Raw genomic sequence first — 21,297 nt, 5'->3', positions numbered from 1 at the left:
CAAGCGTGGCGAAAAAAGCCCTCATCACCGGTGTCACCGGCCAGGACGGAGCCTATCTGGCGGAACTGCTGCTCGCGAAGGATTACGAGGTCCACGGCATCAAGCGGCGGTCTTCGCTGTTCAATACGGACCGCATCGATCATCTCTATCAGGATCAGCATGAATCCAACGTGCGCTTCATCCTGCATCACGGAGATCTGACGGACAGCTCCAGCCTCATCCGCATCATCCAGCAGGTCAAGCCCGACGAGATCTACAATCTCGCCGCCCAGAGCCACGTGGCCGTCTCGTTCGAGGAGCCCGAATACACCGCCAATTCGGATGCGCTGGGGGCGCTGCGCATCCTCGAGGCCATCCGCATCCTCGGGCTCGAGAAGAAAACCCGCTTCTACCAGGCCTCGACCTCCGAGCTCTATGGCTTGGTGCAGGAGATTCCGCAAAAGGAGACGACGCCCTTCTATCCGCGCTCGCCCTATGCGGTGGCCAAGCTCTATGCCTACTGGATCACGGTCAACTACCGCGAGGCCTACGGCATCTACGCCTGCAACGGCATCCTCTTCAACCACGAGAGCCCGCGCCGCGGCGAGACGTTCGTCACGCGCAAGATCACGCGCGCGCTCGCCCGCATCAAGCTGGGCCTGCAGGAATGCGTCTATCTCGGCAATCTCGACGCCAAGCGCGACTGGGGGCATGCGCGCGACTATGTCGAGATGCAGTGGCTGATGCTGCAGCAGGAAAAACCCGAGGACTTCGTCATCGCCACGGGTGTCCAGTACAGCGTGCGCGACTTCGTTGCCGCCGCCGCCGCCGAGGTCGGCCTCACCGTGCGCTGGGAAGGCTCGGGCAGCAGCGAGAAGGGCTACGACGCCAGCGGCCGCTGCATCGTGCGCGTCGATCCGCGCTATTATCGTCCGACCGAAGTGGAAACGCTGCTCGGCGATCCGACCAAGGCGCGCGAGGTGCTCGGCTGGCAGCCGCGCACGTCCTTCCAGGAGCTCGTCTCCGAGATGATGCGCGAGGACTTGAAGGCCGCCGAGCGCGACGACCTGATCTCCCGCCACGGCTATTCGGCCTACAACTACAACGAGTAGAAGATGGACAAGAGCGCCAAGATATATGTTGCCGGCCATCGCGGCATGGTCGGATCCGCGCTCGTCCGGCGGCTGGCCGCGGGTGGCTATTCCAACATCGTGACCCGCACCCATGCCGAGCTGGATCTCGCCGACCAGGCGGCGGTCAACGCGTTCTTTGCCGCCGAAAAGCCCGACTACGTGTTCCTGGCGGCCGCCCGTGTCGGCGGCATCCAGGCCAACAACACCTATCGCGGCGAGTTCCTCTATACCAACCTGATGATCGAGGCGAACACCATCCACGCCGCGATGCAGGCCGGCGTCGAGCGCCTGCAGTTCCTCGGGTCGAGCTGCATCTATCCGCGCGACAGCCGCCAGCCGATCTCCGAGGACTATCTCCTCACCGGCCCCCTCGAGGTCACCAACGAGCCCTATGCGATCGCCAAGATCGCCGGGCTCAAGATGTGCGACGCCTACAACAGCCAGTACGGCACCAAATATCTGTCGGCCATGCCCACCAACCTCTTTGGGCCCAACGACAATTACGACCTCGCCAACAGCCACGTCCTGCCCGCGCTCCTGCGCAAGGCGCACGAGGCCAAGGTCGCCGGGGCCGAGGAGCTCGTCGTCTGGGGGTCGGGCCGGCCGCTGCGCGAGTTCCTCTACGTCGACGACATGGCCGACGCCTCGGTCTTCCTGATGGAAGAAGGGGTCGAGGCGGGGCTCTTCAACATCGGCACGGGCAAGGACATCTCCATCCGCGACCTCGCCGAGCTCATCATGGAGATCGTCGGCTTTAAGGGACGCATCGTCTTCGATGCCGGCAAGCCCGACGGAACCCCGCGCAAGCTTCTCGATGTCGGCAAGCTCGAGGCGCTCGGCTGGTCGGCCTCGGTTTCCCTGCGCGACGGCATCGCCCTTGCCTACAAGGACTTCCTTGAAAGGTACGTGCGCTAGCCATGCAGGCCAGCGTCACTATCGCCGTGCCCTCGCTCAACCAGGCCCCGTACCTGGACGCGGCGCTGCGCTCGATATTCGACCAGGAGGTCGCCTGCGAGGTCTATGTGATGGACGGCGGCTCGACCGACGGGACGCTCGATGTCATCAGGTCGTGGGAAGGCCGCCTTGCCGGCTGGCACTCGGGACCTGACGGCGGCCAGTCGGACGCCATCAATCGCGGCATCGCCTCAGGCACGGCGCCCTACGTCACCTGGCTCAACAGCGACGACCTGCTGCTCGAAGGCGCGCTGCCGCGCCTGCTCGACGCGCTCGCGCGACAGCCGGAGGCGCCCGCCTGCTACGGCCGCACCTACGACCTCGACGAGGCGACGGGCGAGCGAAAGGCCACCTGGGTCGAGCCGTTCGCCGAGGATCGCCTGGCGCTGCGCTGCATCATTTCCCAGCCCGGCACGCTGATCCGCCGCCCGGTGTGGGAAGCCGTGGGCGGGCTCGATCCGGCGCTCCACATGGCTATGGACTACGACCTCTGGTGGCGGATCTACCGGCGGTTCGGCGCGCCGCAATTCGTCGACGCGTTCGTCGCGGTCAACCGCGTGCATGGGCAGACAAAGACCAGCACGCGGCGACGCGCGCACTATCGCGAGGCGATGGCGGTCGTGCGCCGGCACTACGGGCGCGTGCCGATAAAATGGTGGCTCGCGCAGCCCTATCAGATATGGTTCCGCAGCGGTTTCAGGGAGCTGTGACGAATGCCGCGAACCGCAGACCGCATTGGGAGAGAACACTGACTATGCAGGAAACGGAAACCAGGATCGTCCCGGTGATACTGGCGGGCGGGCAGGGCACGCGGCTGTGGCCGCTGTCGCGCTCGGCCAGGCCCAAACAGTTCCTCAACCTCAATGGCGACGTCAGCCTTTTCCAGCAGACCCTGCTGCGCGTTTCGGACGAGCGCTATGCCGCGCCCATCGTCATCACCAACAGCGACTACAGGTTCCTGGTCGCCGAGCAGGCCCAGGAGCTGGGCATCGCGCTCGCCGCGATCGTGCTGGAGCCGGTGGCGCGCAACACCGCCCCGGCGATCGCCGCCGCCAGCGTCCTGGCCGAGAGCCGCTTCGGCGACGCGATCCTCCATATTCTCGCCTCCGATCATGCGATCGACGTGGACGGCGACTACTGGCGTACCCTCGACGCCGCGCGTCAGGCGGCGGGCGCGGGAATGCTGGTCACCTTCGGCATCGTGCCGACGTCCCCCGAAACGGGGTACGGCTATATCGAGGCCGGCGGGAGCGTGGCCGAGGGCGCGCAGCGCGTCGCCCGGTTCATCGAGAAGCCGGACATCAAGCGGGCCGAGGAAATGGTCGCGGCCGGCGGTTATCTCTGGAATTCGGGGATGTTCATGTTCTCGGCCGGAACGTTCCTTGCCGAGGCGCAGGCGCTGGCCCCCGACGTCGTCGAGCAGGCGCGCCTCTCGGTCGAGAACGGCGTCTCCGACCTCGATTTCTTCCGTCTCGAGGAGAAGAGCTTTTCGCTGGCGCCCAACATCTCGATCGACTACGCGGTCTTCGAGAAATCCGGCAAGGTCGCCGTGGTCGCCGTCAGCTATGCCTGGTCGGACCTGGGCAGCTGGGACGCGGTCTGGAAGATCGGGGCCAAGGACGAGGCCGGGAACGTTGCGCTGCGCAACGTGTCGCTCGCCAACACGCAGCGCTCTCTCGTCCTTTCCGACCATGCCCATGTCGTCGTCGACGGCCTCGAGGACGTGGCGGTGATCGCCAGCGAAGACGCCGTCTATGTCGGCAGGCTCTCCAGCGCGCAGAATGTCGGGGCGATCGTCAAGCGGCTGCGCACCGATCCGGCAACGGCCGGCCTCACCGAAATCCACCAGACCGCCTATCGGCCATGGGGCGGGTACTCGTCGATCCTGATGGGCGGCCGCTTCCAGGTGAAGCGCCTCTTCGTCAAGCCCGGCAAGAAGCTCTCGCTGCAAAAGCACCACCACCGGGCCGAGCACTGGGTGGTCGTTTCGGGCACGGCCGAGGTGACTGTCGACGGGGAAACGAAGGTTCTGACCGAGAACCAGTCGATCTACCTGCCCTTGGGGTGCGTGCACCGGCTCGCCAATCCCGGCAAGATCCTGCTCGAATTGATCGAGGTGCAGACAGGCTCGTATCTGGGCGAGGACGACATCGTGCGCATCGACGACGATTTCGGCCGCGCTTGAACCGTCGATACCCCCCTGAATCATGAAGGGCCCGCCGGCATGCCGGCGGGCCCTTTCGTTTTGTCCGGGGTCTCACCCCTCCTCGACGAAAACCTCCTCGCGCTTGCGGCGGATGTTGGGGAGGACCGCGATGAGGATCGCTGCCAGCGCCAGCGCCAGGAGCGTCGCCGAGATCGGGCGGGTGACGAAGATCGTCGGGTCTCCGCGCGAGATGATCATGGCGCGCCGCAGGTGCTCTTCGAGCAGGGGCCCGAGGACGAACCCAAGCAGCAATGGGGCCGGTTCGCAGCCGAAGCGGATCAGCAGGTACCCGACGATGCCGAAGAAGGCGATGGCGTAGATGTCGAAGATGTTCTGGTTGATCGAGAACGTGCCGATGCAGGCAAAGACGACGATGGCCGGGAACAGCACCCGATAGGGAATGGTCAGCATCTTCACCCAAAGCCCGATGAGCGGCAGGTTGAGGATGACCAGCATCAGATTGCCGATCCACATGGAGGCGATGACGCCCCAGAACAGCGCCGGCTGCTCGTTGATGACGTTGGGGCCGGGCGTGATGCCCTGGAGGATGAAGGCGCCGACCATCAGCGCCATGACCGGATGGGCCGGGATGCCGAGGGTCAGGAGCGGGATGAACGAGGTCTGCGCCGCCGCGTTGTTGGCCGATTCCGGCCCGGCGACGCCTTCGATCGCGCCCTTGCCGAACTCGCGCGGGTTCTTCGAGACGCGCTTTTCCGTCGAGTAGGAGGCAAAGGACGAAAGGATGTGCCCGCCGCCCGGCAGCACGCCGAGGATGGAGCCGAGGCCCGTGCCGCGCAGCACAGGCCCGACGATGCGGCGGAAATCCTCGCGCGTCAGCCAGAGGTTGGTGACGCGTTTGACGCCCACCTCGCGCTCGGTCTCATCCTCGAGATTGCGCAGGATCTCGGCGATGCCGAAGACGCCGACCGCGACGGCGACGAAATTGAGGCCGCCGAAGAGCTCGCGCACCCCGAAGGTGAAGCGCGGCGTGCCGGTATAGATGTCCTGCCCGACCATGCCGAGCAGCAGCCCGAGGACGATCATCGCCAGCGCCTTGAGGATCGAGCCGTGGGCCAGCGCGATCGAGACCAGGAGCCCGAGGACGATGAGCGAAAAATATTCGGGCGCCCCGAAATTGAGCGCGGCGCGCGCCAGCGGCGGGGCGAAGGCGGCAAGCAAGAACGTTGCGACCGAGCCGGCAAAGAACGAGCCGAGGGCGGCCGCCGCCAGCGCCGGGCCGGCGCGCCCGTTGCGCGCCATCTGGTAGCCGTCGATGGCGGTGACCGCCGCCGAGGATTCGCCCGGCAGGTTGATGAGGATGGCGGTGGTCGAGCCGCCATATTGCGCGCCGTAGTAGATGCCGGCGAGCATGATGAGCGCGGTCTCGGCCGGCAGCGTGAAGGTGATCGGCAGCAGCATGGCGATGGTCGCCGTCGGGCCGATGCCCGGCAGCACGCCGACGAGGGTGCCGAGCAGCACGCCGAGGAAGCAGTAGAGGATGTTGACCGGGTCGAAGGCGACCGAGAAGCCGAGGCCGAGGGAGGCGATGAGATCCATGGCGTTCTCCCCTCTAGAACCGCAGCCACGGGCCGACGAGCGGCACGAGGAGCCCGAGCCCGACGACGAAAACGACGAGGCAGAGGACGCAGAGCCCGACCGCGATGATGACCGCCGACAACCAGTTGTTGTTGCGGCTGGCGAGCGCCGTGACGAACGCCGAGATGGCGACGACGGGCACGAAGCCGAGTCCGCGTATGGTGGCGGCAAAGAAGACGACGGTGCCCAGGACCAGCGCGATGCCCCGCCAGGGAACGGGCGGCGGGGCCTCCTCGTCCGGCTTGCGGAAACCCTTCAAGACAATGGCGATCCCCAGCGCGACGAGCACGCTGCCGAGCACCACGGGCATGAAGCCGGGCCCCATGCGCAAGGGCGTGCCGAACTCGTAGCGGAGCGCCTCGAGCGCGAAATAGGCGCCCAAGGCGACGAAGATGCCGCCCGAGGCGAGGTCGTTGCGCGATGCGTTGATGGCCATCTCTTTTTCCTGTCGGTGGCCGGCTCCCGGCGGACCGGGAGCCGGTTCAGGCCTTATTGCGCCGAGACGCCGGCGGCGGCGATGACCTCGGCCCAGAGCTCGGTCTGGGCGGCGAGGGTCTGGGCCAGCGCGTCGGGCGTCGCCTGGTCGGCCGGCACCGGATAGGTGCCGAGGTCGGCAAAGCTCTGCGCCACCGTCTCATTGGCGAGCGCCGCCTGCAGCGAGGTCGTCAGCCGCTCGACGATCGCGGGATCCGTGCCGGCCGGGGCATAGAGGCCGTGCCAGATGGCCAGCTCGAAGTTCTCGAGCCCGCCCTCGGCGGCCGTCGGAACGTCGGGAAGCGCCGCGACCCGCTCGGGGGTGGTCACGGCGTAGGCCTTGATCTCGCCGGCAAGGATCTGCGAGGTGGTGTTGGTGGTTTGGTCGCACATCATGTCGATCTGGCCGCCGAGCAGGTCCGTCATCGCCGGGCCGGTGCCCTGGTAGGGCACTTCAGTCATCCGCGTATCGAGCGCATCCATCAGCAGGAGGCCGCAGAGCTGGCTCGCCGCCCCGATGCCGGCATTGGCGTAGGTGATGTTCTCGCCGTTCTCCTGGATGTGAGTGATGAGATCGGCCATCGTCTCGGGCTCGAAATCGCGGCGCGCGACGATCGTCATCGGCACGTTGGTGACGAGCCCGATGGGGGCGAAGTCGGTCTGCGGGTCGAACGGCAGGCTCTGGTAGAGCGCCGGCGCCGTCGACATGCCGATGTGGTGGAGGAGGAGCGTGTAGCCGTCATTGGCCGCCGCGGCGACCTGGCCGGCCCCGAGCGTGCCGCCGGCCCCGCCGACGTTCTGCACCACGACCTGCTGGCCGAGGTCCTCGCTCATCGCCTGGGCGACGAGGCGGGTCACGGTATCGGTCGGGCCGCCGGCCGAGAACGGCACGACGATGGTGATCGGCTGGGCGGGATAGTCCTGGGCGGCGACGCAGGTCGCGGCGAGGGCCGTGCCGGCCGCGAGGGCGGCAGCGAACAGCGTGGAGACAGTCTTCTTCATGAGGTTTCCTCCCGGAGTTGCCTTCGCCCCGGCGCGGCCGGCGGCGAACTGAACGCCAATCACGTTGCAACAAGCGTGCCACGCGCCGGACGCAAGGCTGATATGCAGTCGTGCTGGAGACATGCTAAGCTCCCTGGCAAGAAATTGCGCATCGAACCGGTTCGGGTCGGCAACTTCTTGCCGAAAGGCACGCAACGCGTCGGGATGGGACGTGAAACGACAACTGGGCCTCACATCGCTCCTGCGCCGCGAGCACCTGACGGTGGCCGCCATCGGGTTCGCCCTGGTGGTGGCGGTCGGCTGGATCGCCTTCGAGCTTTCCTATGCCTCGGGGATCGCTTCGGCCAACGAGCAGGCGCAGCGGCGCCTCATGCTCTTCGATCGCACGCTCGAGGCGATGATCGAGCGGTTCCGCTATCTGCCCGAGGCCGTCTCCCAGGCCGAGGAATCGCAGCAGGCGCTGGAAAACCCCGGCGATCCGGCGGCGGTCGAGGCGGCGAACGGGATTCTCAGCCAGCTCAATGACACCGCCGGCTCCAGCGAGATCTTCATCATGGACGCCGATGGCGGCGTGCTCGCCGCCAGCAACTGGTGGACGCTGACCAGCCTCGTCGGCACCAATTACGCCTTCCGGCCCTATTTCGCCGACGCCATGAAGCGCGGCACCGCCGAATACTATGCCTTCGGCATCTCGACGCGGGTGCCCGGCTATTTCCTCTCCCGCCGCATCGAGGGACCCGACGGGCCGCTGGGTGTGGCCGTGGTCAAGGTCAACCTCGGCGAGATCGAAGCGACCTGGTGGCGCTCGGGCGAGCTCATCGGCATCATCGACGTCAACGACGTCGTCATCCTCTCGACCCGGCCCGACTGGCGCTACCGGCCGCTGACGACCATCGAGCCGTCGCAGGCGCGGCTCGTCGCCTCCGAGCAGCTTTACGGCGAGCGCGGCATCGACAACACCGGCGTCATCACCGCCCGCTGGCCCTCGCGCGGCGGCGAGTTCGCCTATATCGACGCGGGCGATCCGCAGGCCTCGGGGTATTTCGTCGTCGAGGAGCTGCGCCTGCCCAAGCATGGCTGGCGGATCATGTCGTTCATCCCGGCCGGGCCGATCGCGGCGGGCGCGCAGATCATGGCGGCGGCGGCGTCCTTGGGCGCGGTGGCGCTGCTCCTGGTCGTCGCCCTTCTCGTCCAGCGCCAGCGGGTCATCGCCGCGCGGCTGGCCGAGCACGACCGGCTCGAGCACCGCGTCGCCCAGCGCACCGCCGCGCTCCATGCCGCCAACCAGCAGCTGCGCGCCGAGATCACCGAGCGCGCCCGGGCCGACCGCGAGCGGCGCGACGCGCAGGAGGGGCTGGTGCAGGCGGCAAAGCTGGCAAGCCTCGGCGAGGCCCTCGCCGGCGTCGCCCACGAGATCAGCCAGCCCGTCGCCGCCCTTTCCACCCACCTGGCGAGCGCCAAGCTCCTCGCCACCCGCAAGGGCGACGCGGACACCGGCGCGATCCTCTCGGCCATGGACAAGGTGATCGGCCGGCTGACGGCGCTGACCGGCCACCTCAAGACCTTCGCGAGGAAGGAAAGCGACATCTGCGTCGTCAGCGACCTCTCCGAGGCGGTCGGCAACGCCCTCGAGCTTTCCGCCCACAAGCTCAAGGCCTTCGACGTCGCGGTCGACCTCGACATGCCCCAAGGTCCCTTGCCGGTGCGCGGCAACCCCGTGCGGCTGGAGCAGGTATTGATCAACCTCTTCAGCAACGCCGCCGACGCCATGGAGCATGCCGAAACGCGGCGGCTGGCGGTGACGGTCGTCCGCCACGCCGGCATGGTCGCCATCCGCGTCGCCGATACCGGCGAGGGCATCGCCGAGGGTGATCTACCCAACCTCTTCGATCCGTTCTTCACCACCAAGGAGGCGGGGCGGGGCCTCGGCCTCGGCCTTTCCATCTCCTATGGGCTGGTGCGCGACATGGGCGGATCGCTCCGGGCCGAGAGCACGCCGGGCAACGGCGCCACATTCACCCTCACCCTGCCGCTCGTTTGGGCGGATGCAACAAAGATCATGGAGGATGCGTGAACGAGCATCGGATCGTCATCGTCGAGGACGAGGAAATGGTGCGCACCGCGCTCGAGCAGTGGCTGCGCCTCTCGGGTTTCGCGGTCGCGGCGGCAAGCGGCCCGCGCGAGGGGCTGGCGCTCGTCGACGACATCAGGCCCGAGGCGGTGCTGACCGATATCCGCATGCCCGGCGGCACCGGGCTCGACGTGCTGCGGGCCGTGCGCGCGCGCTCGGCGACGACCGAGGTCATCATGATCACCGGCCACGGCGACGTACCGATGGCGGTCGAAGCCATGCGCGAAGGCGCGTTCGACTTCATCCAGAAGCCCTATGTGCCCGACGAGCTGGTCAAGGTGTTGCGCCGCGCTGCCGAGCAGAGCCGCCTCAAACGCGAGATCGCGGACCTCAAGCGCCGGCTCGACGGCGGCGAGACGGAGCTCGCGACCCGCCTCGTCGGCAGCTCGCGCGGCATGGAGGATCTGCGCCGGGCGGTGATGGAGCTCGCCGCGGTCGACGCCGACGTCATCGTCTTCGGCGAGACGGGGACGGGCAAGGAGGTGGTGGCGCGGTGCCTGCATGATTTCTCGCCGCGCGCCAAGGGGCCGTTCGTCGCCGTCAACTGCGCGGCGATCCCCGAGGACCTCATCGAAAGCGAGCTCTTCGGGCACGAGCAGGGCGCCTTCACCGGCGCCAGGGGCACGCGCATCGGCAAGTTCGAGTTCGCCAATGGCGGCACGCTCCTTTTGGACGAGATCGAGAGCATGCCGATGATGGCGCAGGCCAAGGTGCTGCGCGTCATCCAGGAGCGGCAGGTCGAGCGGATCGGCTCCAACCGGCAGATCCCCCTCGACGTGCGGATCGTCGCCGCCTCCAAAGCCGACCTTGCCGCCGAGAGCGAGGCCGGACGCTTCCGCGCCGACCTCTTCTATCGGCTCAACATGGCGACGCTGACGCTTCCCCCCTTGCGCGAGCGCGGTGAGGACGTGGTGTTGCTCTTCCACTATTTCCTCGCCGCCGCCGCCAAGCGCTTCGGCAAGCCCGCGCCCACGCTCCATCCGGCCGACATCAACGCGCTGATGACGCATGGCTGGCCGGGCAACGTGCGCGAGCTGAAAGGCGCCGCCGACCGCTTCGCGCTGGGGCTCGATTCCACCGGCCGCTCGCTCGAGACCATCCTGACGCCGCGGGCCCGCACGTTGCCGGCGTCGGCCAGCCTTGCCGAGCGCGTCGCCGCCTATGAGCGGCACGTGATCGAGACCGAGCTTGCCCGGCACGACCATTCGATCGCGGCGGTCGTCGATGCGCTGCAGGTGCCGCGCCGCACCCTCAACGAGAAGATGGCGCGCCTGGGCGTGCGGCGTTGAGCCGTCGCCCGCTCAGAGGTTGAACACGCGCTTCGGCTTGAACTGGCCGCGCTCGACGCTGCCGGTCGCCACCACTTCGCCGGCAAAGCTCGCCCAGGCCGCTTCGAGGGCGATGGGGGCGCCGGCGCCGGTCAGCAGCACCGGGTTGCCGTTGCGGATCGTTGCCGCCTGCTCGGCGCGCAGCCGCACTTCCGGCAGGGCGGTGAAGGCGGCGGAAACCGGCTTCAGCGCCGCATCGCGCGCGGCGGGGTCCATCGCCTCGAGATCCTCGATGCGCACCGCGTCGGCATCGGAAAAGCCGCCGACGGCGGCGCGGTGCAGGCTCGCCACGTGTCCGCAGGTGCCGAGCCGCCGGGCAAGGTCGCGGGCGAGCGCGCGCACATAGGTGCCCTTGCCGCAAGTGACCTCGAAGGTCGAAATGTCGGTTCCGTGGGCGAGGAGCGTGAGGCTGTCGATCGCGACGGTGCGCGGCGCGAGCTCGACCGCCTCGCCGGCCCGGGCTAGGTCGTAGGCCCGCTCGCCGTCGATCTTGAGGGCCGAGAACGCCGGCGGCACCTGCTCGACGAGCCCGGTGAACTCGGCGAGCACACCGGCGACGTCGGCCTCGTCCGGCCGGTTCTCGCTCGTTGCCACCACCTCGCCCTCGGCGTCGTCGGTCGAGGTCGCCGCCCCCCAGCGCAAACCGAACCGGTAGACCTTGCGGCCGTCCTGGACGTAGGGCACGGCCTTCGTCGCTTCGCCCAGCGCAATGGGCAGGATGCCCGTCGCCAGCGGATCGAGGGTGCCTGCGTGTCCGGCCTTGGCGGCCGAAAACAGCCAGCGCACCTTGCCGACGGCCTGCGTCGAGGTCATGTCGTAGGGCTTGTCGAGCACCAGCCAGCCGGAAACGGCCCGCTTGACGCGCTTCTTCTGGGTGTCCAAGGCCTTACGCGTCCCCGTCGTCTTCGTCGGTCTCGACGTCGCGCCGCACCCGGTCGGTGCGCAGCAGCGCGTCGATCCGGCTGGCTTCCTCGAAGGTCTCGTCGACGAAGAAGCGGATGTCGGGCGCGAACTTGAGGTCGAGCTGCGGCGCGATGCGGCCGCGGATGAACCGCCGGTGGCGGTTGAGGGCCTCGACCACCTCGGGCGCGTGCTGGCCGCCGAGCGGCATCACATAGGCGTTGGCGAGCTTGAGGTCCGGGGTCATGCGCACCTCCGGCACGGTCACCACCACGCCGCGCAGCGTCTCGTCCTCGACTTCCCCGCGCGCGAACATCGCCGCCAGTGCATGGCGCACGAGTTCCCCGACGCGCAGCATGCGCTGGCTCGGGCCCTTGGGCTTGTTGTCCTTGCTCATTGGCTGGACTTAGGCGAGAGCGCCGCGCGCGTCAATTGCCGCTGGCGAGGAGCTGCGCTTCCTGCTGCAGCTCGCGCGCCCGCGTCTCGACCACCTGCGTCGGCACCGGCCAGCTCGACGGGTCCGTCGGATCGAACGGCTCCCCGCGCCACTCCTGATAGACGGAGGCGATTCCCTCGGGCGTGCGCTTGAACGACATGATGACGACCTCGCCGGTGCCGGCGAGGTTCTCCAGCCGGTCGAGGAAGGCGCCGCAGACGAACCCGGTCGGGGCGAGCGTCTCGCCCTCGTCCGGGCCGAGCTGGAAGAAGCCGGTCAGTTCCGGCTGGCAGATCTGCGCGTAGCCCATCATGGTCGAGCGCCGGTAGTCGAGCAGCGGCCGCTCGGGCTCGAGCGTGATGCGGGCCGCATAGAGGGTGCGCCAGTTCTGCGCGTTCTCGCCCTTGGGCCGGATGCGCAGCACAGCCTGGCGCTCGTTGGTGGTGAACTCGGTCTCGATCAGCGGCAATGCCTCGCCGGCCCGCTCGCTGTCGCTGAACCAGTCGGGCAGCGGCATCACCAGCCGGTGCGCGTGGCTGTCGAGCACCAGCGTCCGGCCCTCCTGCGTCAGGGGCGCGGCCGCGCTCTCCTGCGCGCCGGCGTGAAGCGGCAGCACCAGCAGGCCCGCGAGCGGCAGGCAGAAGCGCAGGACAGTGCTGAGCGTCGATCTCTTCAAGGCGGTCTCCGGCCCGGCGTCGCGTGTGATCGGCGTCCTCCGCCGCCCGGCCCACACCGGGAGAACGCCGACGCCGTCCGAGGACATAGGGGCCGGGATCGGCGCGGGCAAGCGGACTCGCGGCTCCCGGCGCCGATTCCCCGCGCAACTGGGTTTTCCCCGCAACACTGGAGCGGTTCCAGGGAACCGCCGCTGGCTCTAGGCTCGCGCCCTGCGCACGATTCCGGCCCCGCCCTCGGGCAGCACCAGGTGCGGCGGCTGGTGGCCGTCCATGAAGGTGCGGATGTTGACGATCACCGCCTCGCCCATCTCGACGCGCGCCTCGAGGGTGGCCGAGGCCATGTGGGCGGTCATGATCACCCTGTTGGCGTCGGCCAGTGCCAGCAGCCGTGGATTGACGCCGTCGCGGTATTCGAAGACGTCGAGCGCCGCCCCCATGAGGCGCCCGCTCTCGATCTGCCCGACCAGGGCCGGCTCATCGATGAGCTCGGGCCGCGAGACGTTGACGAGGAAGCTCCCCGCCTTCATCCGCGCCAGCCGCTCGGCGCTGAGCAGGCGCTGTGTCTCGCGCGTCAGGGGCGTATGCAGGGAGACGATGTCGACCGCCTCGAGCATGGCGTCGAGCGACGGCCAGTAGGTGGCGCCGAGCGGCTCCTCCACCTGCGCCGAGCGCCGGCTGCGCGAGAAATAGTGGATGGAAAGCCCGAAGGCTTTGGCGCGCTGGGCGACGGCGGTGCCGATGCGCCCCATGCCGACGATCCCCAGCGCCTTGCCGCGCAGCCGCATGCCCAGCATCGAGGTGGGCGACCAGCCCGCCCAGTAGCCGCCGCCGCGCGCCAGCACCTGGCTGCCCTCGATCAGCCGGCGCGGCAGCGCCAGCATCAGGGCCATGGCCATGTCGGCGGTGTCTTCGGTGAGGACGCTCGGCGTGTTGGTCACCGTCAGCCCCGCGGCCCAGGCCGCCTCGATGTCGATGTTGTCGACGCCGTTGCCGAACTGGGCGATGAGGCGCACGGCTTTGGGCAGGCGCGCGATGAGCTCGGCGTCGATCCGGTCGGTGATCGAGGAGACGAGCACGTCCTTTTCGGCGAGCCCCTCGACGAGGTCGTCGCCCGTCAGCGGCACGTCGGCCTCGTTGACGTCGGTCTCGAAGAGGGTGGCCATGCGCGCCTCGATGGTGGCGGGCAGGCGCCGGGTGACGAGGATGCGCGGGCGCGGGCCGATCATGCCCGTTTCCGGCGCGATACGCGCACTTTGACGAGGGCGGACCGGGAGGGGAAGGAACGGGCCATGGACGCTCGGATGGATCAGGGGCGATTTTTGGGGAGAGCTTATCAGGTCGCCCGGCTGGGTCCAGCTTCTATGCTTTAGCGACCGTTAAGGATAGTGGGCTAGTGATAGGTCAAAAGCACCGCCACGCAAAGTCCATGTCCCTACGCAATGTCCCGGCGCCCGCCGGTCGCCTGGCGGCCGTGCTCACGCGCCTCCTCCTCGTCATGCTGCTGCTGGTCCCGCTCGGCCTCGAGCGCGCCATGGCGCAGGACAATCCGTCCGGCCTGCCGCTGCCGCGCTTCGCCACGACCCGCTCTACCCCGATCAACGTGCGCGTGGGCCCCGGCACGCGCTACGACATCTCCTGGGTCTACGTGAAGGCGGGCGTCCCGGTCGAGATCATCCAGGAGTTCGATACCTGGCGGCGCATCCGCGACGTCGACGGCTCCGAGGGCTGGGTCCACCAGAACCTGCTCTCGGGCGACAGGGCCGCCTATGTCGCCCCCTGGAACCGGGAGCTGCAGGTGCCGCTCCTGCCCTCGCGCAACGACGCGGGCGCCCCGCGCGCCGTCCTCGGCTCGGGCTTTCGCGTCGACGTCTCCGAGTGCGACGGGCAGTGGTGCGAGGTCAGCGCCACCCACCGGCCCGAGAACGGCCGCGCCTCGACCTATCACGGCTTCGTCCACCAGGATCAGCTCTGGGGCGTCTATCGCACGGAAGTGTTCGACTGACCGCTCAGCCGGCCATCAGCGCCTCGGTCTCGGCCCGCTGGTGCGCGATGCGCAGCGCATCCGGCTGCTTGGGGCAGGAGGCGCAGTAGACGCCGGGCGGGATGAGGTAGTCGAGGCAGCACCCCTTGCGCTTGATGATCAGCGCCTCGCGCCCGTCCTTGAGGCGCACGGCCTCGAGGTCGCCCTGCCCGGCGAGGTCCATGGCCTCGAGCCACCGCGCGCACCAGCCGCTGATGACCTTCGGATCGAGCTGCGGCCGTTTCCTCTGCACGAAGGTCATCAGCCCCAGCATGCGGTCGGCCAGCAGCCGCCGCGCCGGCAGCCGCTTCAATTTTTCGAGCGCGTTGACTTCGGCAAGGAGCTCCCCGGCCATTGCCTTCAATTGCGCGCCGGCCCGCGCGATCATTTCGTCCTCACCCAGCCCGGCGACTGGATCGGCGCCGAGCCGGTAGCCGTCGGCATGGATGCCCGCGCAGCGCTGGCTGACGGCGTGAAGGTCCGGCAGCACGCCGCCGAAATGCACGCCGATGACGGCGAGGTAGGCCGGCTGCCAAAGGAGGTTGGTGAAGAGCCGCACCGCCCAGAGCGGCGGCCCCGCCTCGGGATAGGTCCTGGCGAGTTCCGCGTGGAGCGCGCCGAGCACGGCGCTGTTGTCGCCGCCGACCCGATACCAGTCTGGGGGCGGCCCGCCGGGCTCGCCGTCGAGAAAATCGGTGACCTTGCGGGAAAGCGCGATCAGCTCTCCGGCGGTGGCCGGAGGCGAGGACATTGCGTCTGGAGGCGGGTGCGCGTTCACACACGATACATCCGGCTGGTCGCGAACCGGACAAGCTGATAGCGGCGCGTGGGCGGCAAATCAATCATGGCCGCCGCCGGACCGATGACCCGGCGGCGGAAGGCGGATCAGACCTTCAGCACCTTGAGGCGGAAGAGCAGGGCGCCAAGCGCCGCCCCGATCGCCGGCGCGACGATGAACAGCCAGAGCTGGGCGAGCGCGTTGCCGCCGGTCAGCAGCGCCGGCCCGAAGCTGCGCGCCGGATTGACCGACACGCCCGTCACCTGGATGCCGACCAGATGGATGGCCGCCAGCGTCAGCCCGATGGCGAGGCCCGCAAAGCCGGGCGAGGCGCCCTGGCCGGTCGCCCCGAGGATGACGATGACGAAGATCGCGGTGAAGACGATCTCGAAGATCAGCGCGGCAACGAGCGAGTATTCGCCCAGGTACCCCGGACCCCAGCCATTGGCGCCGAGGTTAGCGTTGCTGCCCGCGATCGCGAGCAGGATCAGCGCGCCGACCAGCGCTCCGGCGAACTGGGCGATCCAGTACTGCACCATCTCCCCAGCGCTCATCCGCCCGTCGAGGTAGACGGCAAGGCTGACCGCCGGATTGACGTGGCAGCCCGAGATCGGGCCGATGCCGTAGGCCATGGCGACGATGGCGAGGCCGAAGGCCAGCGCGATGCCGACCTGACCGATATTGTCGCCGCCAAGTACGGCCGCGCCGCACCCGATGAGCACAAGCACCGCCGTGCCGATGAATTCTGCTGCTAGTTTGTTCATGTCCCTCAAAGACCTCCAAGCAAGGCTTCCCGACCTGCCCTGAGAGAATCAGGGACAGGCGCAACTTCAAATATTCGTGGCTTTTTTCTTGCGCGCAAGCGGTTGTGCTGTTTTCGCTCGTGTCCGGAATTTATCGATGTTTCCGTTCGGCGCAGGAAAAATTTGCCAATGAAAATCCTGAGCGGAGAAGTGGAGAATTTCTGCCGCCTGTTCCGGCTCCATAAGTTCGATTCATATATTAAAGTAAATATCCAATTCGTCCGAAAACAAACGAATGAAATAGGTAAAAGTCGTGACGAAGGAATTCACGGTTCCGGAGGGAAATAGAGCGAAGTCTGGCGGTGGCCGAAATTTTTGGGGGACTCGCGATGCGCTCTGCTGCCAGAAGGGCGGCGTACGACCGGAGTGGGGCCGCCGCCGTCGAGTTCGCCATCCTCGCGCCGGTTTTCCTGCTGCTGATGTTCGGCATGATGGCGTACGGCATCTATTTCGGGGCCGCCCACTCGGTCCAGCAGATCGCCGCCGACGCCGCCCGCACCTCTATCGCCGGCCTCTCGGCCGATGAGCGCGAAGCCCTGGTCGAGGCCTTCATCGAGGCGAACGCCTCCGGGTACATGCTCATCGACGGCGACCGCGTCAGTTTCGACGTCGGCGACAATCCGGCCGATCCCAACCAGTACCGCGTCACCGTCTCCTACGACGCCTCGGGCCTGCCGATCTGGAACCTCTACCCACCCCTGCCTCTGCCGGGCGAAACCATCGTCTACACCTCGTCGATCCGCAAAGGCGGCATCTGATGTGGCGGCGGCTGCTGGCCGCGGAAGGCGGCAACATGGCGATTCTCTTCGCCGGCGCGCTCGCGCTCGCCTCGGTCGTCGCGGCTTTCGCGGTGGATGCCGGCTCGCTCTATCTCGAGCGGCGCATGCTGCAGACGGCGGTGGACCTGGCCGCGCTCGAGGCGGCGCGCGATCCGGCCAATGCCCGCGCCGTCGCCCGCGAGGTTCTGGTCGATGCCGGCGTGATCGGCGCCTCGGTGACCGTCGAGCAATTGGCCGATCCCGACAATCCCACCCGGCTCGAGGTCGAAACCGGCCAGTATGCGGCCGATTCCGGCATCGCCCCGCAAGACCGGTTCCAGGCTGGCGCCACCGCGATCAACGCCGTGCGCGTTGTCGCCACCAAGCCCGGCCGGCTCTATTTCGCCAACTCCTGGAGCCCCATTCCCGAGATGAGCGCGTCGGCCACCGCCTCGGTCACGCCGCTCGTCGCCTTTTCCATCGGCTCGCGCCTCGCCCGGCTGGAGGGCGGGCTGGTCAACGGCCTTCTCAACACCCTGCTCGGCACCACCGTCAAGCTGACCGCCGCCGACTACAACGGCCTCGTCGGCGCGAAGGTCGATGCCTTCGCCTATCTCGACGCGCTCGCCTTCGAACTCGGCCTGACCGTCGGCACCTATGACGACGTGCTGGCCGTCAGCGCCACGCAGAACCAGCTGGTCAAGGCCCTGGCGCGGGCGTTGTCGGGCACGGAGGCCGCTGCCGCCTCGCTCATCGCCGGCGTCATCGGCAACACCGGGCTCATCCCCGTCAACAAGCTGCTCTCGCTCGGCGATCTTGGCCGGATCGACATCGGCTCGGGGGGAGAGGATCTCTATGCCGACATCGCCGCCCTCGACATCCTGATGGCGACCGCCACCCTCGGCGGCGCCGGCAAGCAGGTTGGTCTCAATCTCAGCGTCGATCTCGGCAGCATCGCCGCCATCAAGGCCGACCTCGCCATCGGCGAGCCGCCCCAGTTCGCCTCCTGGTTCGCCATCGGCCCGACGGGAGCCGTGGCGCGCACCGCCCAGGTGCGCCTGCGCCTGCTGGTCTCGCTCCTCGGCGATGCGGGCCTCATCAAGGGCTCGCTCGTGCGCGTGCCCCTCTATGTCGAGGTCGCCCATGCCGAGGCGATCGTGGGTGCGGCAAGCTGCCCGGTCAATGGCGGCATGGGCTCGGCGACGATCCTCACCCGCCCCGGCGCCCTGCGCCTGATGGTCGGCGAGGTCAGCGACAGCTCGTTGCGCGACTTCAACACCCAACCGGCCCTGCGCGAGACGCGCCTCGTCGGACTTCTGATCGCCGACATCTATGCCAAGGCTCTGATCGAGGTCGCCCAGTCGTCGCCCATTCCGCTTTCCTTCTCAAGCCGGGAGATCGCCAGCGAGACGGTCAAGACCGCCACAACCCGCACCATCGTCGGCTCGCTCGTGGGTACGCTCCTGTCCCACCTCACGATACGCATCGACGTGTTCGGCGGCCTGATCAGCATCTCGCTGGCGCTCGTCACCCAGCTCCTCGCCGCGCTTCTCACGCCCGTGACCCCGGTGCTCGACGCCATCGTCAACCTGCTGCTCGACACCCTCGGGCTCGGTCTCGGCGAGGCGGATGTGCGCGTCTACGGCGTCACCTGCGGCCATCCCGTCCTGGTCGGCTGAACGACCTTCCCGCGCCGTAGAGAATGTCGCTTGACTCGCTGTTATAGTGTGTTAGGTATATAGCACACTATGCAGGCAATACACATGGACGACTTCCACTCAGGTCAGCCGATCTTCGTTCAGATCCGCCAGCGGCTGATCGAGATGATCCTGGCGAGCACCGTCGCCGAGGGCGAGGCCCTCCCGTCGGTGCGCCAGATCTCGGCCGACCTCTCGGTCAATCCGCTGACCGTCACCAAGGCCTTCGAGGCCCTGGTCGACATCGGCGTGGTCGAGAAGCGCCGGGGCCTGGGGATGTTCGTCAAGGAGGGCGCGCGCGCGCTGCTGATGGCGCACGAGCGCGAGAAGTTCCTGAACGAGGAGTGGCCGCGCATTGCCGCGCAGATCGCCGCCCTCGAGCTGGACGTCGAAAAGCTGTTGTCGAAGGCCGATGAGCCGGAGAGCAAGGGGTCCGAAAATGAATAACGCCGAAATCATCATCTCCGCCAAAGGCTTGCGAAAGAGCTTCGGCCGCAAGGAGATCCTGCACGGCCTCGATTTCGAGGTGCCTGCCGGACGCATCTACGGTCTGGTTGGTCACAACGGGGCCGGCAAGACCACGACGCTCAACGCCATCCTCGGCCTCACCAATTGCGAGGGCACCATCCGCGTCCTCGGCGAGGATCCCTTCGCCAGGCGCGCCAAGCTGATGGAGAACGTCGCCTTCATCTCGGATGTGGCGAGCCTGCCGCGCTTCATGCGGGTGCGCGAACTCTTCGCGCTCCTGACCAACATCCATCCGAACTTCTCCCAGGAGAAGGCCCGGTCCTTCCTCGAAGGCACCGACATCCGCATGGACGCCAAGATCAAGCACCTCTCCAAGGGCATGATCGCGCAGCTGCACCTGGCCGTCGTCATGGCGATCGACGCCAAGCTCCTCGTCCTCGACGAGCCGACGCTCGGCCTCGACATCTCCTACCGCAAGCGCTTCTACCGGCGCCTGCTCGAGGACTACATGACCGAGGAGAGGACGCTCCTCATCACCACCCACCAGGTCGACGAGATCGAGTTCATGCTCTCCGACATCATGTTCATGCGCGATGGCGACATCATCCTGCACATGCAGATGGAGTCGGTGAACGACAAGTTCAGCCAGCTCGTCGTCACCGATCCGGCCAAGGCCAAGGAGGCGCGCACCCATGAGCCGCTCTTCGAGGAAACCCGCTTCGGCCAGACCGTGATGATCTTCGACGGGGCCGACCGGCGCGAGCTCGAGCTTCTGGGGCAGGTGACGACCCCCAGCATCTCCGATCTCTTCGTCGCCCTCATGCAGCGTCCGACCGCCAATCCGAGTGCCGCGTGATGAAAGCCTTCTTCGCCCTCGTCCATCGCGAGCTTCTCGAACACCGCGGCGCGTTCCTCATCGCGCCGCTCGCCCTCATCGGCATCCTCTTTTCGATGCTGGTGCTGGCCTATGTCACCGGCCGGTTGAACTTCGAGCTGGCCGGCATGGCGCGCCCGCTGCCGATCCGCGTCTTCGAGATCGGCTTCCTCGGCTTCGCCGTCGCCTGGTGGCTCTATCTGCTCGGCGTCCTCTTCTTCTATTGCGCCGACGGCTTTGCCGCCGACAAGCGCAACAATTCCATGCTCTTCTGGAAGTCGATGCCGCAGTCGGATCTCAAGATCCTCCTCGCCAAGTTCGGCGCCGCCACCACGCTCTTTCCGGGGCTCGTCTATGCGGCCGCGCTCGCCTGCGGGGTGCTGGCCTATATCCTCACCCTCATCATGGTCTCGGCGACGGGCGGCAATCTCGGCGTCTTCATGTCGGGCGCGTTCATGTCCTACCTTTCGATCGCCGGGGGCATCCTCGTCGCGCTCGCCGCCTCGATCCTCTGGTTCGCCCCGTTCCTGGCCTGGGTCGGCGCGCTCTCGACGGCCGTGGGGCGCTGGAGCGTGCCGCTCGCGGTCCTGGTGCCGGCCCTCGCCGTCGCCATCGAGAACATGTATGTGCGCGGCCCCTCGCCCGAGGGCGGCTGGATCTGGAGCTATCTCACCTACCGGCTCGATTTTCCCGTCGACCGCGAGGGCTATCTGCAGGCCTGGTTCCTCAGCGGCGCCCGGTTCGACGCCTACCGCTTCAGCCTCGATCTCATCGACCGCATGGACTGGGTGCAGGTGCTCATCGGCCTCGCCTTCGCCTTCGCGGCGATCTTCGTTGCCAGCGAATACCGCCGCCGCACCATCGACAACTGAGGTCGGATAAAGCTTTCCCTCTCCCTTTTTGGGGGAGGGGACAGCCTTCCGCTGATGAAGCGGAAACCAGGGTGAGGGGGACGGCGATCCGGCGGCAGGCACCGGACCTCATGTCTGCCGCCGGAGCCGCGACCCCCTCATCCGCCCTTCTGGGGCACGTGCCCGTGACGAGCACGGCGTGCCCCTCCCCCTTGAGGGGAGGGGATAGGGG

At 67.8% G+C, this 21,297-nt stretch carries 22 protein-coding genes; 12 read left to right on the top strand and 10 right to left on the bottom strand.

The annotated features are described in order from the left end of the window. Positions 1 to 5 precede the first annotated feature (5 nt). Genes gmd through VE25_RS20035 form a run of 4 tightly spaced genes read left to right on the top strand, consistent with a single transcriptional unit; the run spans position 6 to position 4,251 of the window. Positions 6 to 1,091 (top strand): GDP-mannose 4,6-dehydratase, encoded by a 1,086-nt coding sequence (gmd, locus tag VE25_RS20050; RefSeq protein ID WP_046110450.1) that lies wholly within the window; start codon positions 6 to 8, stop codon positions 1,089 to 1,091. 3 nt (positions 1,092 to 1,094) lie between these two features. Then, on the top strand, positions 1,095 to 2,027 hold the full coding sequence (locus VE25_RS20045) for a GDP-L-fucose synthase family protein (protein ID WP_046110449.1): 933 nt from the start codon (positions 1,095 to 1,097) through the stop codon (positions 2,025 to 2,027). Between the two features lie 2 nt (positions 2,028 to 2,029). Further along, the gene (locus VE25_RS20040) at positions 2,030 to 2,776 is read left to right on the top strand and encodes a glycosyltransferase family 2 protein (RefSeq protein ID WP_046110448.1); all 747 of its coding nucleotides are present in this window, start codon (positions 2,030 to 2,032) and stop codon (positions 2,774 to 2,776) included. Between the two features lie 44 nt (positions 2,777 to 2,820). After that, positions 2,821 to 4,251: a mannose-1-phosphate guanylyltransferase/mannose-6-phosphate isomerase gene (locus VE25_RS20035; protein ID WP_046110447.1), complete on the top strand. Its 1,431-nt coding sequence runs from the start codon at positions 2,821 to 2,823 to the stop codon at positions 4,249 to 4,251. A 72-nt stretch (positions 4,252 to 4,323) separates the two neighbouring features. Here VE25_RS20035 and VE25_RS20030 read toward each other — a convergent pair whose 3' ends face one another. The 3 genes from VE25_RS20030 to VE25_RS20020 are packed head-to-tail and all read right to left on the bottom strand — an operon-like array spanning position 4,324 to position 7,344. Continuing rightward, a complete protein-coding gene (locus VE25_RS20030; RefSeq protein ID WP_046110446.1) occupies positions 4,324 to 5,829 on the bottom strand; it encodes a tripartite tricarboxylate transporter permease in 1,506 nt (501 codons plus the stop codon). A 13-nt stretch (positions 5,830 to 5,842) separates the two neighbouring features. Next, positions 5,843 to 6,304, bottom strand: coding sequence for a tripartite tricarboxylate transporter TctB family protein (locus tag VE25_RS20025; RefSeq protein WP_046110445.1), 462 nt, complete (start codon positions 6,302 to 6,304; stop codon positions 5,843 to 5,845). Positions 6,305 to 6,357: 53 nt separating this feature from the next. Next, positions 6,358 to 7,344 (bottom strand): tripartite tricarboxylate transporter substrate-binding protein, encoded by a 987-nt coding sequence (locus VE25_RS20020; RefSeq protein ID WP_052732110.1) that lies wholly within the window; start codon positions 7,342 to 7,344, stop codon positions 6,358 to 6,360. Between the two features lie 211 nt (positions 7,345 to 7,555). Between VE25_RS20020 and VE25_RS20015 the strand changes: the two genes are divergently transcribed. After that, positions 7,556 to 9,418, top strand: a complete 1,863-nt coding sequence (locus tag VE25_RS20015; protein WP_052732109.1) for a sensor histidine kinase — start codon at positions 7,556 to 7,558, stop codon at positions 9,416 to 9,418. Beyond that, positions 9,415 to 10,764 (top strand): sigma-54-dependent transcriptional regulator, encoded by a 1,350-nt coding sequence (locus VE25_RS20010; protein ID WP_201776121.1) that lies wholly within the window; start codon positions 9,415 to 9,417, stop codon positions 10,762 to 10,764. Before VE25_RS20015 ends, VE25_RS20010 begins: the two co-directional genes overlap by 4 nt. Before the next feature lie 12 nt (positions 10,765 to 10,776). On the opposite strand, the gene truB is transcribed toward VE25_RS20010, so the two are convergent. The 4 genes from truB to VE25_RS19990 form a co-directional block, all read right to left on the bottom strand. Beyond that, positions 10,777 to 11,685: a tRNA pseudouridine(55) synthase TruB gene (gene truB, locus VE25_RS20005; RefSeq protein WP_046110444.1), complete on the bottom strand. Its 909-nt coding sequence runs from the start codon at positions 11,683 to 11,685 to the stop codon at positions 10,777 to 10,779. 4 nt (positions 11,686 to 11,689) lie between these two features. Beyond that, complete coding sequence (rbfA, locus tag VE25_RS20000; protein ID WP_046110443.1) at positions 11,690 to 12,100, bottom strand: 30S ribosome-binding factor RbfA; 411 nt, start codon at positions 12,098 to 12,100, stop codon at positions 11,690 to 11,692. A gap of 31 nt (positions 12,101 to 12,131) precedes the next feature. Continuing rightward, positions 12,132 to 12,815 carry a hypothetical protein gene (locus VE25_RS19995; protein ID WP_152664691.1) on the bottom strand — a complete coding sequence of 228 codons (684 nt, stop codon included), beginning with the start codon at positions 12,813 to 12,815 and terminating at the stop codon, positions 12,132 to 12,134. A 198-nt stretch (positions 12,816 to 13,013) separates the two neighbouring features. Beyond that, positions 13,014 to 14,042, bottom strand: a complete 1,029-nt coding sequence (locus VE25_RS19990) for a 2-hydroxyacid dehydrogenase (protein ID WP_046110441.1) — start codon at positions 14,040 to 14,042, stop codon at positions 13,014 to 13,016. 200 nt (positions 14,043 to 14,242) lie between these two features. On the opposite strand from VE25_RS19990, the gene VE25_RS19985 reads away from it, so the two are divergent. Beyond that, complete coding sequence (locus tag VE25_RS19985) at positions 14,243 to 14,818, top strand: SH3 domain-containing protein (protein WP_052732108.1); 576 nt, start codon at positions 14,243 to 14,245, stop codon at positions 14,816 to 14,818. Between the two features lie 4 nt (positions 14,819 to 14,822). On the opposite strand, the gene VE25_RS19980 is transcribed toward VE25_RS19985, so the two are convergent. The 3 genes from VE25_RS19980 to VE25_RS23050 form a co-directional block, all read right to left on the bottom strand. Continuing rightward, complete coding sequence (locus VE25_RS19980) at positions 14,823 to 15,587, bottom strand: siderophore ferric iron reductase (RefSeq protein ID WP_046110440.1); 765 nt, start codon at positions 15,585 to 15,587, stop codon at positions 14,823 to 14,825. Positions 15,588 to 15,721: 134 nt separating this feature from the next. Beyond that, complete coding sequence (locus VE25_RS19975; protein WP_280136851.1) at positions 15,722 to 16,387, bottom strand: aquaporin; 666 nt, start codon at positions 16,385 to 16,387, stop codon at positions 15,722 to 15,724. A 57-nt stretch (positions 16,388 to 16,444) separates the two neighbouring features. Continuing rightward, positions 16,445 to 16,600 (bottom strand): hypothetical protein, encoded by a 156-nt coding sequence (locus VE25_RS23050; RefSeq protein ID WP_160300010.1) that lies wholly within the window; start codon positions 16,598 to 16,600, stop codon positions 16,445 to 16,447. 146 nt (positions 16,601 to 16,746) lie between these two features. On the opposite strand from VE25_RS23050, the gene VE25_RS19970 reads away from it, so the two are divergent. From VE25_RS19970 to VE25_RS19950, 5 genes are all read left to right on the top strand, one after another. Continuing rightward, a complete protein-coding gene (locus VE25_RS19970) occupies positions 16,747 to 17,175 on the top strand; it encodes a TadE/TadG family type IV pilus assembly protein (RefSeq protein WP_046110510.1) in 429 nt (142 codons plus the stop codon). Beyond that, a complete protein-coding gene (locus VE25_RS19965) occupies positions 17,175 to 18,854 on the top strand; it encodes a pilus assembly protein TadG-related protein (RefSeq protein ID WP_046110438.1) in 1,680 nt (559 codons plus the stop codon). Before VE25_RS19970 ends, VE25_RS19965 begins: the two co-directional genes overlap by 1 nt. 84 nt (positions 18,855 to 18,938) lie before the next feature. Beyond that, positions 18,939 to 19,319 (top strand): GntR family transcriptional regulator, encoded by a 381-nt coding sequence (locus VE25_RS19960; protein WP_046110437.1) that lies wholly within the window; start codon positions 18,939 to 18,941, stop codon positions 19,317 to 19,319. Further along, positions 19,312 to 20,196, top strand: a complete 885-nt coding sequence (locus tag VE25_RS19955) for an ABC transporter ATP-binding protein (RefSeq protein WP_046110436.1) — start codon at positions 19,312 to 19,314, stop codon at positions 20,194 to 20,196. Before VE25_RS19960 ends, VE25_RS19955 begins: the two co-directional genes overlap by 8 nt. After that, positions 20,196 to 21,086, top strand: a complete 891-nt coding sequence (locus VE25_RS19950) for a hypothetical protein (RefSeq protein WP_046110435.1) — start codon at positions 20,196 to 20,198, stop codon at positions 21,084 to 21,086. Before VE25_RS19955 ends, VE25_RS19950 begins: the two co-directional genes overlap by 1 nt. The last annotated feature ends 211 nt before the right edge of the window (positions 21,087 to 21,297 follow it).

The organism is Devosia geojensis (assembly GCF_000969415.1).
Taxonomy (GTDB): domain Bacteria; phylum Pseudomonadota; class Alphaproteobacteria; order Rhizobiales; family Devosiaceae; genus Devosia; species Devosia geojensis.
The sequence above is the reverse complement of the archived record's forward strand: the minus strand, read 5'-3'. Positions and strand labels throughout refer to the sequence as shown.

Coding starts and splice junctions, on each gene's coding strand:
- VE25_RS19955 (WP_046110436.1), top strand. CDS start 19,312: ATGAATAACGCCGAAATCATCATCTCCGCCAAAGGCTTGCGAAAGAGC.
- VE25_RS19960 (WP_046110437.1), top strand. CDS start 18,939: ATGGACGACTTCCACTCAGGTCAGCCGATCTTCGTTCAGATCCGCCAG.
- VE25_RS20035 (WP_046110447.1), top strand. CDS start 2,821: ATGCAGGAAACGGAAACCAGGATCGTCCCGGTGATACTGGCGGGCGGG.
- VE25_RS19950 (WP_046110435.1), top strand. CDS start 20,196: ATGAAAGCCTTCTTCGCCCTCGTCCATCGCGAGCTTCTCGAACACCGC.
- VE25_RS19970 (WP_046110510.1), top strand. CDS start 16,747: ATGCGCTCTGCTGCCAGAAGGGCGGCGTACGACCGGAGTGGGGCCGCC.
- VE25_RS23050 (WP_160300010.1), bottom strand. CDS start 16,600: ATGGAGCCGGAACAGGCGGCAGAAATTCTCCACTTCTCCGCTCAGGAT.
- VE25_RS19965 (WP_046110438.1), top strand. CDS start 17,175: ATGTGGCGGCGGCTGCTGGCCGCGGAAGGCGGCAACATGGCGATTCTC.
- VE25_RS20020 (WP_052732110.1), bottom strand. CDS start 7,344: ATGAAGAAGACTGTCTCCACGCTGTTCGCTGCCGCCCTCGCGGCCGGC.
- VE25_RS20030 (WP_046110446.1), bottom strand. CDS start 5,829: ATGGATCTCATCGCCTCCCTCGGCCTCGGCTTCTCGGTCGCCTTCGAC.
- VE25_RS20045 (WP_046110449.1), top strand. CDS start 1,095: ATGGACAAGAGCGCCAAGATATATGTTGCCGGCCATCGCGGCATGGTC.
- VE25_RS19985 (WP_052732108.1), top strand. CDS start 14,243: ATGTCCCTACGCAATGTCCCGGCGCCCGCCGGTCGCCTGGCGGCCGTG.
- VE25_RS20040 (WP_046110448.1), top strand. CDS start 2,030: ATGCAGGCCAGCGTCACTATCGCCGTGCCCTCGCTCAACCAGGCCCCG.
- VE25_RS20025 (WP_046110445.1), bottom strand. CDS start 6,304: ATGGCCATCAACGCATCGCGCAACGACCTCGCCTCGGGCGGCATCTTC.
- rbfA (WP_046110443.1), bottom strand. CDS start 12,100: ATGAGCAAGGACAACAAGCCCAAGGGCCCGAGCCAGCGCATGCTGCGC.
- VE25_RS19990 (WP_046110441.1), bottom strand. CDS start 14,042: ATGATCGGCCCGCGCCCGCGCATCCTCGTCACCCGGCGCCTGCCCGCC.
- VE25_RS19980 (WP_046110440.1), bottom strand. CDS start 15,587: ATGTCCTCGCCTCCGGCCACCGCCGGAGAGCTGATCGCGCTTTCCCGC.